Raw genomic sequence first — 14,232 nt, 5'->3', positions numbered from 1 at the left:
CAACCTTTCAGAACCCCGGATTACGCTTCGCTTCATCCGGGGCTACGTTTCCTCGCTAGGTCCAAAACCCCGGCACCGCAGGCTCGAGCCGCCCGCCGGCGCGCACCGGCGCGACCTTCACCGCGAGCCCGGTCGCATCGTCGGTCTCGACCGCGATGCCGCTCAGTGTTGCCACGCCGCCCGCCGGCTCGAAACGGCCGGAGGGAATGCCGGTGAGGAAGCGCTGCAGCGGCTCCTCCTTCTGCATGCCGATCACCGAGTCATAGTCGCCGGTCATGCCGGCATCGCTCATATAGGCGGTGCCGCCCGGCAGCACCTGATGATCGGCGGTCGGCACGTGGGTATGGGTACCGACCACGAGGCTGACGCGGCCGTCGCAGAAGAAGCCGACGCCCTGCTTCTCGCTGGTCGCCTCGGCATGGAAATCGAGCACGATGGCATCACAGCCCTCGCGCAGCGGGCAGGCCTCAAGCTCGCGCTCGATGGCGCTGAACGGATCGTTCGAGGACGGCTCCATGAAGACGCGGCCGATCGCGTTGAGGACCAGCGCGCGCTTGCCGCTCTTGGTATCGACCAGCGTGGCGCCGCGGCCGGGCGAATGGCGCGGAAAATTCAGCGGGCGGATCAGGCGCGGCGCGCGCTCGATGAAGACCAGCGCCTCCTTCTGATTCCAGGCGTGGTTGCCGAGCGTGATCGCATCGGCGCCGGCGTCGAGCAGCTCCTGATAGATCGCCTCGGTGATGCCGAAGCCGCCGGCGGAATTCTCGCCATTGACGACCACGAGATCGAGCGACCAGTCCCTGATCATGCCGGGAAGGTGGTCGGCGATGGCGGTGCGGCCGGTCCTGCCGACGACGTCACCAACGAAGAGAATTCGCAAGGCTAGCTACTCCGGAAATCGAACGTCTTGCGCTCCGTTAGCACAAAATCGAGCGGGACGTCGTGCGACAGCGCCGGAATCGCCTTGGTTTCCTGTGCAGCAAAGGCAAGTCCGACCCCGATCACATGCTTGGCCTTGCGCAGATGCGCGAAGGTATAGTCGTAATAACCGGCGCCGTAGCCGATGCGGTGACCGAGCTTGTCGAATGCCGCGAGCGGCACCAGCATCACGTCCGGATGCACCTCGGCGGCGGCCGGCGACGGCTCGGGAATGCCGAGCGGCCCGAGCATCAGCCGGTCCTGCGGCGACCAGCTGCGGAAGGTCAGCGACTGGCCGCGCGCATTGATGCAGGGCAGCGCGAGCCGCGCGCCCCTGTCGGCAAGCTTCTTCATCAACGGCGCCGGATCGAGCTCGCTGCGGATCGGCGCATAGCCCGAGACGATCATGCCCGGCGCGATCTCGAACGGCGCGCCGCGCTTGGCGAGCGCTTCGGCAGCCGTCGCGCGCTGCTCGTCGCTCAGCGCATCGCGCTTGGCGAGAGCAAGTGCCCGGAGCTCGGCCTTCGATGGAGATGCGTGCATGATCCATCTTCCGCTGTCGTCGTCCGCGACAACGGACGATCCATCATCCCAGAGACGCTAGCTTTCGTTAAGGCCAGGCCGCGGCGCGCTGGACGACCCGTATCGCGGGGCACAACACTGCTAGACAATTCAACCGCCGCAGCGCGACGACAAGGCAACAGCAAAAATCAGTGCGAAGCCGCAGAGGCCGTTGGAGCGCTCGATCCCGGAGTTCCCTACGAAAGTAGGTGGGCACCATATGTCCGGGTCCACGGACCCGGCCAGGGACAGTTCCCTAAAGGATCGATAAGGCCCCGGGGATATATGGCTCCTGACGCACGACGCAGCTTCGCGGGGGCTAATCTAGCCATCGTTGCCCCAATCCGCCAGCGGTAAGGAAGACGCAGCCGAGACTCATGCACTTCTCTCCACCCTCCCCTGGAGGGGGAGGGTCGGTACGCATGAAGCGTAGCGGAATGCGAACCGGGGTGGGGTGATCTCTCAACGCGGGCGCTACACGTGTGGAAAGACCGTCACCCCACCTCGCCGCTCATTTCATGAGCGTCGATCCTCCCCCTCCAGGGGAGGATAAGATCACCCGATGCCGGAAAATATAGATCACCCGATCGCGATGCCGCCGCCGATGGTGCGGTTGAGCACCTGCGTGGTGCGCTCGATCCGCTCCGCGGCGGCGTTGAGCGCGTTGGAGACCGCGGTCTGGGTCGCGCGGGCGCGGTCGATGGCGGCAACGCGCGCGTTGCGCAGCTGCTCGACCTCTTCCTCGAGGCTGCGGATGCGTGCGCTGGCGTCGACCAGTTCGTCGCAGGCGGTGAGCGCTGCCATCACCGTCAGCCGCGCATCGCCGATCTCGCCGAACTTGCCGCGCAGCGATTCCACGCGCTGCTGGAGATTTTCCGCGAGCTTTAGGAGCCGCACCTCCTGGCCCTCCTCGCAGGCCATCCGGTATTGCCGGCCATTGATGGTGACGTTGATGTGGCTCATCTGCTGTCTCCGCCGTCGAGCACGGCGCGAATGCTGCCGATTGCCGCGTCGAGTTTTTCCGCGATCTCGCGATTGGCGCGCTCGAGCTTGCGCGTCTTCACCAGCGATCCGTCGAGCTCGTCGGCAAGCCTGGAGCGATCGGCGCCGAGCGCCTGGATGCGGCTCGCCAATTCGTTCTCGTCGCGGTCCGCCTCGCGGCGCCGCTCCACCGAGCTTTCCAGCGCATCAAGCGCTGCCATCAGCCGCTTGGTCGCAGCATCGATATCGGCAAGCGGTGCCTCGGTATTGCCAGACCCGTTGGCGAGACGATCACTCATGACACGCGGCGTGGACCTTTCAAGTCGGTTGGCCTTGGTAGCCTGCGGAAGACAGGCCTGCCGCACGGCAAAACTGGCGGTTCGGCAAGCGTTTACGGGACGAAATTTACGTGGCAAGCGAGCCCAGCGCAACGGCGGCGCAGAACTATGCACCGTTGAATGAAATAGGGCGATTTCGGGCCACTTTTCCCCGTTTTGAGGTGTTTCATCGCCTTGGACTTGCGGAATTGAGGTGCTAATCCACCCCCAACCCGTAAGGCCATCCACGCGCGTATCGCGGCTGCCCGCCCCGATCCGTCCAGCAATCAGCTCCTCATTTTAGGCGGACTTTTCATCATGACGCAGGTCGATCACACCCGTATGGCCAATGCGATCCGTGGCCTTGCCATGGACGCCGTCGAGAAGGCTAATTCCGGCCATCCCGGCCTGCCGATGGGCGCCGCCGACGTCGCGACCGTCCTGTTCACAAAATTCCTGAAATTCGATGCGGCGGACACAGCGTGGCCCGATCGCGACCGCTTCGTGCTCTCGGCCGGCCATGGCTCGATGCTGCTCTATTCGTTGCTGTACCTCACCGGCAACAAGGACATGACGCTCGACCAGCTCAAGCATTTCCGCCAGCTCGGATCGCTGACACCGGGACACCCGGAGAACTTCCACACCAGGGGCATCGAGACCACCACCGGTCCGCTCGGCCAGGGCATCGCGACCGCGGTCGGCATGGCGCTCGCCGAGAAGATGCTGGCCGCCGAGTTCGGCAAGAAGATCGTCAACCACCACACCTATGTGCTCGCCTCCGACGGCGACCTGATGGAGGGCATCTCGCAGGAAGCGATCGCGCTCGCCGGTGTCTGGCGGCTCAACAAGATGATCGTGCTGTACGACGACAACGGCATCTCGATCGACGGCCCGACCTCGATCTCCGATTCCGTCGATCAGGTGAAGCGCTTCAAGTCCGCAGGTTGGGCCGCCGAATTGATCGACGGCCACGATCCGCAGGCGATCGCCGCTGCAATCACCCGCGCGCAGAAATCCAACAAGCCCTCGATGATCGCCTGCAAGACCACGATCGGTTACGGCGCGCCGCACAAGGCCGGCACCGCCAAGGCGCATGGCGAGGCGCTCGGCGCCGACGAGCTCAAGGCGGCCAAGGAGAAGCTCGGCATCTCGCTCGAGCCGTTCTCGGTGCCCGACGATGTGCTGAAGGCCTGGCGCGAGGCAGGCGCCCGCGGCGCCGCCGAGCACAAGGCTTGGGACGAGCTGTTCGCGCAGCTCGGCAGCCGCAAGCGCGCCGAGTTCGAACGCCGCGTTCGCCACGAGCGGCCGCAGTCGCTCGCCAAGGGGCTGCGCGCCTTCAAGAAGGGGCTCCTGGAAAATCCGCTCAACGTCGCGACCCGCAAATCGTCGGAAGCCGCGATCGAGGTGATTGCGGCTGCGATGCCGATGGAATTCGTCGCCGGCTCCGCCGACCTCACCGGCTCCAACAACAACAAGGCGAAGTCGGCGACGGCGTTCGGTGCCAAGACGCCGAAGGGCCGCTTCATCCATTACGGCGTCCGCGAGCACGGCATGGCGGCGTGCCTCAACGGCATCTTCCTGCATGGCGGCTTCGCGCCGAACGGAGCCACCTTCCTCGTGTTCACCGACTACGCGCGCGGCGCGATGCGGCTGTCGGCGCTGATGGGCACCGGCGTCGTCTATGTCATGACCCATGACTCGATCGGCCTCGGCGAGGACGGCCCGACGCACCAGCCGGTCGAGCATCTCTCCGCGCTCCGCGCGATGCCCAACATGCGCGTGTTCCGTCCCTGTGACGCGGTCGAGACCGCCGAGTGCTGGGAACTGGCGCTCAACCGCGTCGACGGACCGACGGTGCTGGCGCTGACCCGCCAGAACCTGCCGCAGCTCCGCACCACGGCGCCGAACGACAACCCGTGCAGCCACGGCGCCTATGAGCTGGTCGCGGCGCAGGGTGACGCAAAAGTGTCATTGTTCGCGTCGGGTTCCGAGGTCCAGATCGCGGTCGAGGCGCAGAAGCAGCTCGCCGGACGCGGCATCGCGACGCGGGTGGTCTCGGTCCCGTCGCTGGAATTGCTGCTGGCACAGCCCGCCGAGCGGCAAAATGCCATTATCGGCAACGCCCCGGTCAAGATCGCGATCGAGGCTGCGGTACGCTGGGGCTGGGATGCCGTGATCGGCCATGACGGCGAATTCATCGGCATGCACGGATTCGGCGCCAGCGCTCCGGCGAAGGACCTTTTCCGGCATTTCGGCATTACTGCTGAAGCCGTCGTTAACGCTGCCACGAAGCGCGTCTGACGCTGGCCTGACACCCGTCGGCCAAGGTTGAGCTTGTCGCAAAAAAGGATTACCTAAGCTCCATCTTTTCCGTACGCGCCCGGCCGAACCGGGCGTTCCGCCGTAAAAACCTCGTGGGAGCGCTCCCGCGGGGCTGACAACAGCATTAGAGGAGACGAGCATGGCAATCCGCGTCGCGATCAACGGGTTTGGGCGTATCGGCCGCAACATTCTGCGCGCCATCGCCGAGTCCGGCCGCAAGGACATCGAGGTGGTCGGCATCAACGACCTCGGCCCGGTCGAGACCAACGCACACCTGCTGCGCTTCGATTCCGTGCACGGCCGCTTCCCCGGCACCGTCACGGTCGACGGCGACACGATCAGCCTCGGCGACAACAAGATCAAGGTTTCGGCCGAGCGCGATCCCTCCAAGCTGCCGTGGAAGGCGCTCGGCGTCGACGTCGCGCTGGAATGCACCGGCATCTTCACCGCGAAGGACAAGGCCTCCGCGCACCTCACCGCCGGCGCCAAGCGCGTGCTGGTCTCGGCGCCCGCCGACGGTGCTGACGCCACCATCGTCTACGGCGTCAACCACGACACGCTGACCAAGGATCACCTGGTGATCTCGAACGGCTCCTGCACCACCAACTGCCTCGCGCCGGTCGCCAAGGTCCTGAACGACACCGTCGGCATCGAGACCGGCTTCATGACCACGATCCATGCCTATACCGGCGACCAGCCGACGCTCGACACCCTGCACAAGGATCTCTATCGCGGCCGCGCTGCGGCGATGTCGATGATCCCGACCTCGACCGGTGCCGCGAAGGCGATCGGCCTCGTGCTGCCCGAGCTGAAGGGCAAGCTCGACGGCGTCTCGGTCCGCGTTCCGACCCCGAACGTTTCCGTGATCGACCTCAAGATCGTCGCCAAGCGCGCAACCGACGTCAAGGAGATCAACGAGGCGATGAAGCGTGCGTCCGAGCAGCAGCTCAAGGGCATCCTCGGCTACACCAACGCGCCGAACGTCTCGATCGACTTCAACCACGATCCGCACTCGTCGACCTTCCACATGGACCAGACCAAGGTGCAGAACGGCAACTTCGTGCGCGTGATGTCCTGGTACGACAATGAGTGGGGCTTCTCGAACCGTATGGCGGACACCGCCGTCGCGATCGGCAAGCTGGTTTAAGTTCGACTGTTCGTGATGCCCGGCTCACCGCCGGGCATCTGCGTGTTTGCCGCTCCGTCATTCCGGGATGGTCCGCAGGACCAGACCCGGAATCTCGAGATTCCCCGATGCGCAATTGCGCATCTGAGGTTCGATGCTCCGCATCGCCCCGGAATGACCCCAGGAGTTCGACACCCCCCATGACAAAATCGTTCCGCACCCTCGACGACGTCAACGTGACGGGCAAGCGCGTGCTGCTGCGCGTCGACCTCAACGTCCCCATGGAAAATGGCCGCGTCACCGACGCCACCCGGCTCGAGCGCGTGGCCCCCACCATCACCGAAATTTCCGACAAGGGCGGCAAGGTGATCCTGCTCGCCCATTTCGGCCGCCCCAAGGGACGCGATCCCAAGGAATCGCTGAAGCCGGTCGCTGACGCGCTGTCGAAGGTGATCAAGCGCCCGGTCGGCTTCGCCGAGGACTGCATCGGCGAGCCCGCGGCCGCCGCTGTCGGGGCTCTCAAGGACGGCGACATCCTCTGCCTGGAAAACACGCGTTTCCATAAGGAGGAAGAGAAGAACGACGCCGGCTTCGTTGCAGAGCTCGCCAAGCTCGGCGACATCTGGGTCAACGACGCCTTCTCCGCCGCGCATCGCGCCCACGCCTCGACCGAAGGCCTCGGCCACAAGCTGCCGGCCTATGCCGGCCGCACCATGCAGGCCGAGCTCGATGCGCTCGGCAAGGCGCTGGAAGCGCCGACCAAGCCGGTGATCGCGATCATCGGCGGCGCCAAGGTCTCGACCAAGATCGACCTCTTGGAAAACCTCGTGAGCAAGGTCGACGCGCTGGTGATCGGCGGCGGCATGGCCAACACCTTCCTGCACGCGCAGGGCGTCGCCGTCGGCAAGTCGCTCGCCGAAAAGGATCTTGCCCCGACCGCGCTGCGGATCATGGAAAAGGCCAACGCCGCCAACTGCGCGATCATCCTCCCCGTCGACGCTGTCGTCGCCAACCAGTTTGCCGCCAACGCGCCGTCGCACGCCTATGGCCTCGATGCGATCCCGGCCGACGGCATGATCCTCGACGTCGGTCCGCAATCGATCGCGCGCATCCATGCCGCGATCGACGACGCGGCGACGCTGGTCTGGAACGGACCGCTCGGCGCCTTCGAGCTGACGCCGTTCGACCGCGGCACCGTGGTGTCGGCCAAACATGCCGCCGAACGCACCAAGGCCAGGAAGCTGATCTCGGTCGCCGGCGGCGGCGACACTGTCGCGGCACTGAACCAGGCGGGCGTCGGCGGCGATTTTTCCTACGTCTCGACCGCGGGCGGCGCGTTTCTTGAATGGATGGAAGGCAAGCCGCTGCCGGGCGTCGAAGTTCTGAAAAACCGTTGATCCAGAGCATGATCCGGAAAAGTGTGAAGCGGTTTTCCGAAGAGATCATGCTCAAACAAAGAGCAAAAGCGCGATGAAAATGAGCTCATCGCGCTTCACATCCGCGAACTTGCACTACAGGGAGAAATGGAATGGCTCGCATAACGTTGCGGCAACTGCTCGACCACGCGGCCGAGCATGATTACGGCGTACCAGCCTTCAACATCAACAACATGGAACAGGCGCTGTCGATCATGGCGGCAGCCTCCGAGGTCGACGCACCCGTCATCATCCAGGCTTCGCGCGGCGCGCGGTCCTACGCCAACGACGTCATGCTCAAGCATATGATGGACGCCGTCACCGAGATCTACCCGCAGATCCCGGTCTGCGTGCATCTCGACCACGGCAACGAGCCCGCCACCTGCATGACCGCGATCCAGGCCGGCTTCACCTCGGTCATGATGGACGGCTCACTGAAGGCCGACGGCAAGACCCCCGGCGACTGGGACTACAATGTCGGCGTCACCAAGACCGTGACCGGCATGGCCCATCTCGGCGGCATCTCGGTGGAAGGCGAGCTCGGCGTGCTCGGCTCGCTCGAGACCGGCATGGGCGACAAGGAAGACGGCCATGGCGCCGAGGGCAAGCTGTCGCACGACCAGCTGCTGACCAACCCGGACGAGGCCGTGAAGTTCGTCAAGGAAACCAAGGTCGACGCGCTGGCGATCGCGATGGGCACCTCGCACGGCGCCTACAAGTTCACCCGCAAGCCCGACGGCAACATCCTCGCCATGAACGTGATCGAGGAAATCCATCGCAAGCTGCCTAACACGCATCTGGTGATGCACGGCTCCTCGTCGGTGCCGCAGGAGCTGCAGGAGATCATCAACGCCAATGGCGGCAAGATGAAGCCGACCTGGGGCGTGCCGGTCGCCGAGATCCAGCGCGGCATCAAGAACGGCGTGCGCAAGATCAACATCGACACCGACAACCGGATGGCGATGACCGGCCAGATCCGCAAGGTGCTGAAGGACAATCCGGAAGAGTTCGATCCCCGCAAGTACCTGAAGCCCGCGATGGAGGCGATGACCAAGCTGTGCAAGCAGCGCCTGCAGGAGTTCAACACCGCGGGCCAGGCCAGCAAGATCAAGAAGGTGCTGACCACGGCCGAAATGGCCAAGCGTTACGCCGCGGGCCAGCTCGACCCCAAGGTCGCCTGACGTATCTCTCCCTCTCCCCGCCCTTCGCGGGGAGAGGGTTGGGGTGAGGGGCTGCTTCCACGAGCGGCGAATGCGGTTAGACCTGTACCCCCTCACCCGGATTGCATCTAGCGATGCAACATAGCCGAAGCTCGACTTCGGCGTTCTTTGCCGACGGCCGCCGAAGGCGGCCTATGCCTCTCCCCGCAAGCGGGGCGAGGTGAACAGAACAAGCCAAATCTACGCGCGATCTCAGCCGCGACGAACGTTTTCTAGGCATTTGCCCGAGAACCGCCTATTTTGGTTTGCAAAGGCAATGGCTCTGGAGGACGCCCCGATGAACCTCTCCGACCTCAACAAAATCGCGCTTGCCATGGTCACCCCGGGCAAGGGCATTCTCGCCGCCGACGAATCCTCCGGCACCATCAAGAAGCGGTTCGACGCCATCAAGGTCGATTCGACGGAGGACAATCGCCGTGACTATCGCGAGATGCTGTTCCGCTCGCAGGAGGCGATGAGCAAGTACATCTCCGGCGTCATCCTTTACGACGAGACGATCTGGCAGAATGCCAAGGACGGCACGCCGCTGGTCAAGCTGATCGAGCAGGCCGGCGCGATCCCCGGCATCAAGGTCGACGAGGGCACGCAGGCGCTGCCGAACTGCCCAGGCGAACTCGTCACCGTCGGCCTCGACAAGCTCGCCGAGCGGCTGAAGAAATATTACGAGCGCGGTGCGCGCTTTGCGAAGTGGCGGGCGGTGATCGATATCGGACCGCGAATCCCGACCCAGACCGCGATCCGTGCCAACGCCCATGCGCTGGCGCGCTACGCCGCGCTGTGCCAGGCCGCGCAGATCGTCCCGATCGTCGAGCCGGAGGTGCTGATGGACGGCGATCATGACATCGACCGCTGCTACGAGGTGACGCAGCGCGTGCTGAACCGCACCTTCCAGGAATTGCGGGTGCAGCGCGTCGCGCTCGAAGGCATGATCCTGAAGCCGAACATGGCGATCTCGGGCAAGAAGTGCCCGAAGCAGGCGCCGGTGCAGGAAGTCGCCGAGAAGACCATCCGCCTGCTCAAGAGCTGCGTACCGGCCGCGGTGCCCGGCATCGCCTTCCTCTCCGGCGGCCAGAGCGACGAGGAAGCGACCGCCCATCTCGACGCCATGAACAAGATCGGCAATTTGCCCTGGCGGCTGACCTTCTCCTATGGCCGTGCGCTGCAGGCGGCGCCGCAGAAGGCGTGGTCCGGCAAGTCCGACAACGTCCCCGCGGGCCAGCGCGCCTTCTCGCATCGCGCCCGGATGAACGGGCTCGCGAGCACCGGCAATTGGGAAGCCGGCCTCGAGAAACAGGCGGCATAGTTGGCGACCAAGCCCGTTCCGCCGCGGCCGACGCCGCGCCTCTATCTGGCAACGCCGGCGGTCGATGAGCCTGCGCGGCTTGCGGCCGAGCTCACCGAGTTGCTTGCCGCGGCCGATGTCGCGGCCGTGCTGGTGCGGCTGCGCGAGAGCGATCCGCGCAGCATGATCTCCACCATCAAGGCGCTGGCGCCCGCGATCCAGAACGCCGGCGCGGCGCTGCTGATCGACGGTCATCCCGATATCGTGGCCCGCGCCGGCGCCGACGGCGCGCATCTGACCGGCGTCGCCGCGATGGAAGAGGCGGCGCCGGCGCTGAAACCCGACCGCATTGTCGGCGTCGGCGGACTCGCGACCCGCCACGATTCCATGGCCGCGGGCGAAGCCGGTGCCGACTATGTGCTGTTCGGCGAGCCCGACGCCAACGGACAGCGGCCCTCGCGCGAGGCCATCGCCGAGCGGCTGGAATGGTGGGACGAATTGTTCGAGCCGCCCTGCGTCGGCTTTGCAGCCTCGCGCGAGGAAGCCGAAGCGTTCGCGGCGGTCGGCGCGGATTTCGTGCTGGTCGGAGACTCCATCTGGTCCGATCCGCGCGGCGCCAAGGCGGCGCTTGTCGAGATCGGAGAGGCGATTGCGCGGGCGCATGCAGGCACATTCGGCAAGGCCAAGGCCGACGGAAAGGCCGAGGGATGACGCCGGAATGAAATGCCTGCGTCCGATAGGTGTTGCGCTCGGCTGCACGATGCTGGCGAGCGGCGCGATGGCGCAGCTCTCGATCACGCCGCCGGCACAGACGCCGCCCGCGAAGAAGGAGGCTCCGAAGCCGAAGGTGCATTCGCCGGTCGCGAAGAAGCCGGCGCCGAAGCCCGCCGCCTCAGCGACGCCGAAGCCTGCCGCATCTCCGACGCCCTCGCCGACCCCGACCCAGGCCGTCGACGATCCCAATGTCGACCTCGTCTACGGCGCCTATCAGCGCGGCATGTACAAGACCGCGTTCGATCTCGCGACCGCGCGCGCGCAGAACAACAACGATGCCAAGGCCATGACGATGCTGGGCGAGCTCTATGCCAATGGGCTCGGCGTCAAGCGCGACTACGTCAAGGCCGACGAGTGGTACAAGCGCGCCTCCGATGCCGGCGACCGCGAGGCGATGTTCGCGCTCGCCATGATGAAGATCGCGGGCCGCGGCGGCACGGTCGACAAGGATGCCGCGGTCAAGCTGCTGGCGTCGTCGGCCAAGCTCGGCGAGCCGAAAGCGGCCTATAATCTCGCGCTGCTCTATCTCGACGGCCAGACCCTGCCGCAGGACCTCCGCCGCTCCGCCGAGCTGTTGCGAATGGCCGCCGACGCCGGCAGCCCCGAGGCGCAATACGCGCTCGCGACCTTCTACAAGGAAGGCACCGGCGTGCCGAAGGACCTCGAGAAGGCGGCGCGGCTGCTGCAGGCGGCCTCGCTGGCCGACAATGTCGATGCCGAGGTCGAATATGCCATCGCCCTCTACAACGGCTCCGGCACCCCGCGGAACGTGCCGGCGGCGGTGGCGCTGCTGCGCAAGGCGGCCCGGCAGAACAGCGCGATCGCGCAAAACCGCCTCGCCCATGTGCTGGCGACCGGCGCCGGCGCCCCGGTGGACAAGGTCGAGGCGCTGAAATGGCACACGGTCGCCAAGACCGCCGGCAAGGGCGACCCCGATCTCGACGACATCCTCGCCGATATGAGCCCGGAAGACCGCGCCAAGGCCGAGGCAGCCGCGCGAAAATGGATCGGAAACAACGTCAAATGACGCCTTGACGGCGCCACTTCCAGAGGGCACCCAGTCCGGAGACTCGGGCGGCTAGGTCGCTCCCTCCTGATCCGTCATCCTGAGGTGCGCGAAAGCGCGTCTCGAAGGATGAACGGCCCGGTCCGGGGCCGTGCACCCTTCGAGGCTCGCTGCGCTCGCACCTCAGGATGACGGATTTGCGTGCGCCGCCTGATCGACTTTCACATTTCTCGGGTCACAAGTTCTCATCATGCTCTATTCCGCTCTCATCAATGTCATGGTCAAGGCCGCGCGCCGCGCCGGCCGCAGCCTTAAGCGCGACCTCGGCGAGATCGAACATCTCCAAGTGTCGCTGAAGGGGCCGGCAAACTTCGTCTCGCTCGCCGACAAGCGCGCCGAGGAGATGCTCTACACCGACCTCGAAAAGGCCCGGCCCGGCTACGGCTTCCTCGGCGAGGAAGGCGGCAAGCGCGAAGGCAGCGACAAGAGCCACACCTGGATCGTCGATCCCTTGGACGGCACCACCAACTTCCTGCACGGCATCCCGCAATTCGCGATCTCGATCGGGCTGAAGCGCGAGGACACCGTGATCGCCGGCGTGATCTACAATCCCGCCAATGACGAGCTCTACATCGCCGAGCGCGGCAAGGGCGCGTTCCTCAACGACCAGCGCCTGCGCGTCGCCGGCCGCCGCCAGCTCAACGAATGCGTTGTGGCCTGCGGCCTGCCGCATATCGGCCGCGGTAGTCACCAGCTGGCGCTGCAGGAGATGGCCGCGCTGCAGACCAAGGTCGCGGGCTTCCGCCGCTTCGGCGCCGCCTCGCTCGACCTCGCCTTTGTCGCTGCCGGCCGGCTCGACGGCTATTGGGAGCGCAATCTGCAGGCCTGGGACGTCGCGGCCGGCCTGCTGATGGTCCGCGAAGCCGGCGGCACCGTCTCCGGCATCCAGGGCAATGACGACCCGCTGCAGACCGGCCACATCGTCTGTGGCAACGAGTTCGTGCATGGCGAGCTGATCAAGATCCTGAAGCCGCTCGGGCAGTAACGCGACGGCGCGATTTAATCGTCATCATCCTCATCATCGTCGTCCTGCCCGTCACGAAATTCACCGCCGAGGGACAGGCCCTCGATGGTCGTGGCGCCCTTCGTCTTGATCACCCGGCGCAGCGGCACCGCGCTTTCGCTGCGCAGCGCTTCCATCAGAGGCTCCGAATGGGTGACGATCCAGATGTCGGCGCGGCGCGATGCCTTGGCGATCAGCCGGGCCAATGGCGCCAGCAGCGAGGGATGCAGGCTGGTCTCGGGCTCGTTCAGCGCGATGAACGGCGGCAGCCGATAGCCCATGAACACGGCGAGCAGGCAGATATATTTCAGCGTGCCGTCGGATAGTTCGTGCGCCTTGAACGGCCGCGGCATGTCCTCCAGTTGCAACTGGAATTCACATAGCCCATTTTTTTCCCAAGCCCGCAGTTCGGCGCCCGGAAATGCGTCCTCGATCGCATCCTGCAGATCGCCGGCATCCTGCCTGATCGTGAACAGGGTTGCCAACACGGCAGCCAGATCATGGCCATCGGCGCTCAGCGAAGGTGTCGTGATCGCGAGACACGGCTTTCGTATCGGCGACGCCGGATCGGTCCGGAAGTCGTGATAGAATCGCCAACTCAGCATTGCATTTCGGATCAGGTCGATCTCGGGACTTCCCTTACCATCCGAAAATCCGGCCAGTGCGGTTTCCGACGGCAGCACCGCATCCTTGTGCTGGCTCCAGGTGCCGTTCTCATCGCGGACACTGACGAGTGAGTTGGTGCGCTCCAACATCAGTATTGTCTTCTTGCCGTGGGTCGCCTCGATCGTTTCGGACTTGATCATCGGCTCACCGGGAAATGCCGCCACGACCGGGCTCGGGAATCCGAGCTCGATGGAATATCTGACGTGGTCGAGCCTCACGGCCAACCGCAGACGCGCATCGTCTCCGCGTCTGCGATGGCCGGACCAGAAGACGGAATTCAACCCGCCTTCGTCGGAGATCGTGCGCGTGATCCGGCCGGTCGCAGCATCCCGCAACAGCGACAGGGACTTGTAGAGATTGGATTTACCGACACCGTTCTCGCCGACGAAGACGGACAGCGGCTGGATGGGCATGAAGAGCCGCCGGATCGAGCGATAATTCGAGATCGCAATATCGCTCGGCCGCATCGCATGCCCTCAATCGCCGGGTTGCCCAAACGCTTCCCGTTCAATCCAGAGCTGCAATCTGGATTGGCCGGCTCGCGAAAGCAAGCCGCTGATCTGACCAGCGTCGGTCCCTGA

The 14,232-nt window shown here is 65.3% G+C and carries 13 protein-coding genes and 1 other RNA gene; 8 read left to right on the top strand and 6 right to left on the bottom strand.

The window, feature by feature from the left end; translation table 11 throughout:
* Window positions 1–55: 55 nt before the first annotated feature.
* From ACVIHF_RS39950 to ACVIHF_RS39930, 5 genes are all read right to left on the bottom strand, one after another.
* Window positions 56–880, bottom strand: a complete 825-nt coding sequence (locus tag ACVIHF_RS39950; protein ID WP_076825021.1) for a TIGR00282 family metallophosphoesterase — start codon at window positions 878–880, stop codon at window positions 56–58.
* A 2-nt stretch (window positions 881–882) separates the two neighbouring features.
* Window positions 883–1,461, bottom strand: coding sequence for a 5-formyltetrahydrofolate cyclo-ligase (locus tag ACVIHF_RS39945; protein WP_057016202.1), 579 nt, complete (start codon window positions 1,459–1,461; stop codon window positions 883–885).
* A gap of 171 nt (window positions 1,462–1,632) precedes the next feature.
* Window positions 1,633–1,793: non-coding RNA, 6S RNA (gene ssrS / locus ACVIHF_RS39940), on the bottom strand.
* A 265-nt stretch (window positions 1,794–2,058) separates the two neighbouring features.
* On the bottom strand, window positions 2,059–2,442 hold the full coding sequence (locus tag ACVIHF_RS39935) for a cell division protein ZapA (RefSeq protein ID WP_028332812.1): 384 nt from the start codon (window positions 2,440–2,442) through the stop codon (window positions 2,059–2,061).
* Window positions 2,439–2,759 (bottom strand): DUF4164 domain-containing protein, encoded by a 321-nt coding sequence (locus tag ACVIHF_RS39930; protein WP_018269681.1) that lies wholly within the window; start codon window positions 2,757–2,759, stop codon window positions 2,439–2,441. The genes ACVIHF_RS39935 and ACVIHF_RS39930 overlap by 4 nt, the downstream gene beginning before the upstream one ends.
* Window positions 2,760–3,095: 336 nt before the next feature.
* Between ACVIHF_RS39930 and tkt the strand changes: the two genes are divergently transcribed.
* The 8 genes from tkt (at window position 3,096) to ACVIHF_RS39890 (ending at window position 12,967) form a co-directional block, all read left to right on the top strand.
* Window positions 3,096–5,078: a transketolase gene (gene tkt / locus ACVIHF_RS39925; protein ID WP_456793647.1), complete on the top strand. Its 1,983-nt coding sequence runs from the start codon at window positions 3,096–3,098 to the stop codon at window positions 5,076–5,078.
* A gap of 160 nt (window positions 5,079–5,238) precedes the next feature.
* On the top strand, window positions 5,239–6,246 hold the full coding sequence (gap, locus tag ACVIHF_RS39920; RefSeq protein ID WP_016842563.1) for a type I glyceraldehyde-3-phosphate dehydrogenase: 1,008 nt from the start codon (window positions 5,239–5,241) through the stop codon (window positions 6,244–6,246).
* Between the two features lie 179 nt (window positions 6,247–6,425).
* Window positions 6,426–7,622, top strand: a complete 1,197-nt coding sequence (locus ACVIHF_RS39915) for a phosphoglycerate kinase (protein ID WP_456793646.1) — start codon at window positions 6,426–6,428, stop codon at window positions 7,620–7,622.
* A gap of 131 nt (window positions 7,623–7,753) precedes the next feature.
* Complete coding sequence (gene fba, locus ACVIHF_RS39910) at window positions 7,754–8,821, top strand: class II fructose-bisphosphate aldolase (protein WP_057016199.1); 1,068 nt, start codon at window positions 7,754–7,756, stop codon at window positions 8,819–8,821.
* A gap of 316 nt (window positions 8,822–9,137) precedes the next feature.
* A complete protein-coding gene (locus tag ACVIHF_RS39905) occupies window positions 9,138–10,163 on the top strand; it encodes a class I fructose-bisphosphate aldolase (protein ID WP_092088011.1) in 1,026 nt (341 codons plus the stop codon).
* Window positions 10,164–10,853, top strand: a complete 690-nt coding sequence (locus ACVIHF_RS39900) for a thiamine phosphate synthase (RefSeq protein ID WP_456793645.1) — start codon at window positions 10,164–10,166, stop codon at window positions 10,851–10,853.
* A 7-nt stretch (window positions 10,854–10,860) separates the two neighbouring features.
* A complete protein-coding gene (locus tag ACVIHF_RS39895; RefSeq protein WP_253604552.1) occupies window positions 10,861–11,943 on the top strand; it encodes a tetratricopeptide repeat protein in 1,083 nt (360 codons plus the stop codon).
* Window positions 11,944–12,172: 229 nt separating this feature from the next.
* Window positions 12,173–12,967 (top strand): inositol monophosphatase family protein, encoded by a 795-nt coding sequence (locus tag ACVIHF_RS39890; RefSeq protein ID WP_225163992.1) that lies wholly within the window; start codon window positions 12,173–12,175, stop codon window positions 12,965–12,967.
* Window positions 12,968–12,981: 14 nt separating this feature from the next.
* Here the strand turns inward: ACVIHF_RS39890 and ACVIHF_RS39885 are convergent, their stop codons facing one another.
* Window positions 12,982–14,118: an AAA family ATPase gene (locus ACVIHF_RS39885; RefSeq protein ID WP_253604554.1), complete on the bottom strand. Its 1,137-nt coding sequence runs from the start codon at window positions 14,116–14,118 to the stop codon at window positions 12,982–12,984.
* Window positions 14,119–14,232: the final 114 nt, after the last annotated feature.

It is taken from the genome of Bradyrhizobium sp. USDA 4506 (assembly GCF_054058795.1).
The sequence above is the reverse complement of the archived record's forward strand: the minus strand, read 5'-3'. Positions and strand labels throughout refer to the sequence as shown.

Bases quoted from the DNA above. Each gene is read 5' to 3' on its own strand.
- ACVIHF_RS39935 (WP_028332812.1), bottom strand. From the start codon at position 2,442: ATGAGCCACATCAACGTCACCATCAATGGCCGGCAATACCGGATGGCC.
- ACVIHF_RS39890 (WP_225163992.1), top strand. From the start codon at position 12,173: ATGCTCTATTCCGCTCTCATCAATGTCATGGTCAAGGCCGCGCGCCGC.
- ACVIHF_RS39915 (WP_456793646.1), top strand. From the start codon at position 6,426: ATGACAAAATCGTTCCGCACCCTCGACGACGTCAACGTGACGGGCAAG.
- gap (WP_016842563.1), top strand. From the start codon at position 5,239: ATGGCAATCCGCGTCGCGATCAACGGGTTTGGGCGTATCGGCCGCAAC.
- ACVIHF_RS39930 (WP_018269681.1), bottom strand. From the start codon at position 2,759: ATGAGTGATCGTCTCGCCAACGGGTCTGGCAATACCGAGGCACCGCTT.
- ACVIHF_RS39885 (WP_253604554.1), bottom strand. From the start codon at position 14,118: ATGCGGCCGAGCGATATTGCGATCTCGAATTATCGCTCGATCCGGCGG.
- fba (WP_057016199.1), top strand. From the start codon at position 7,754: ATGGCTCGCATAACGTTGCGGCAACTGCTCGACCACGCGGCCGAGCAT.
- ACVIHF_RS39895 (WP_253604552.1), top strand. From the start codon at position 10,861: ATGAAATGCCTGCGTCCGATAGGTGTTGCGCTCGGCTGCACGATGCTG.
- tkt (WP_456793647.1), top strand. From the start codon at position 3,096: ATGACGCAGGTCGATCACACCCGTATGGCCAATGCGATCCGTGGCCTT.
- ACVIHF_RS39905 (WP_092088011.1), top strand. From the start codon at position 9,138: ATGAACCTCTCCGACCTCAACAAAATCGCGCTTGCCATGGTCACCCCG.
- ACVIHF_RS39945 (WP_057016202.1), bottom strand. From the start codon at position 1,461: ATGCACGCATCTCCATCGAAGGCCGAGCTCCGGGCACTTGCTCTCGCC.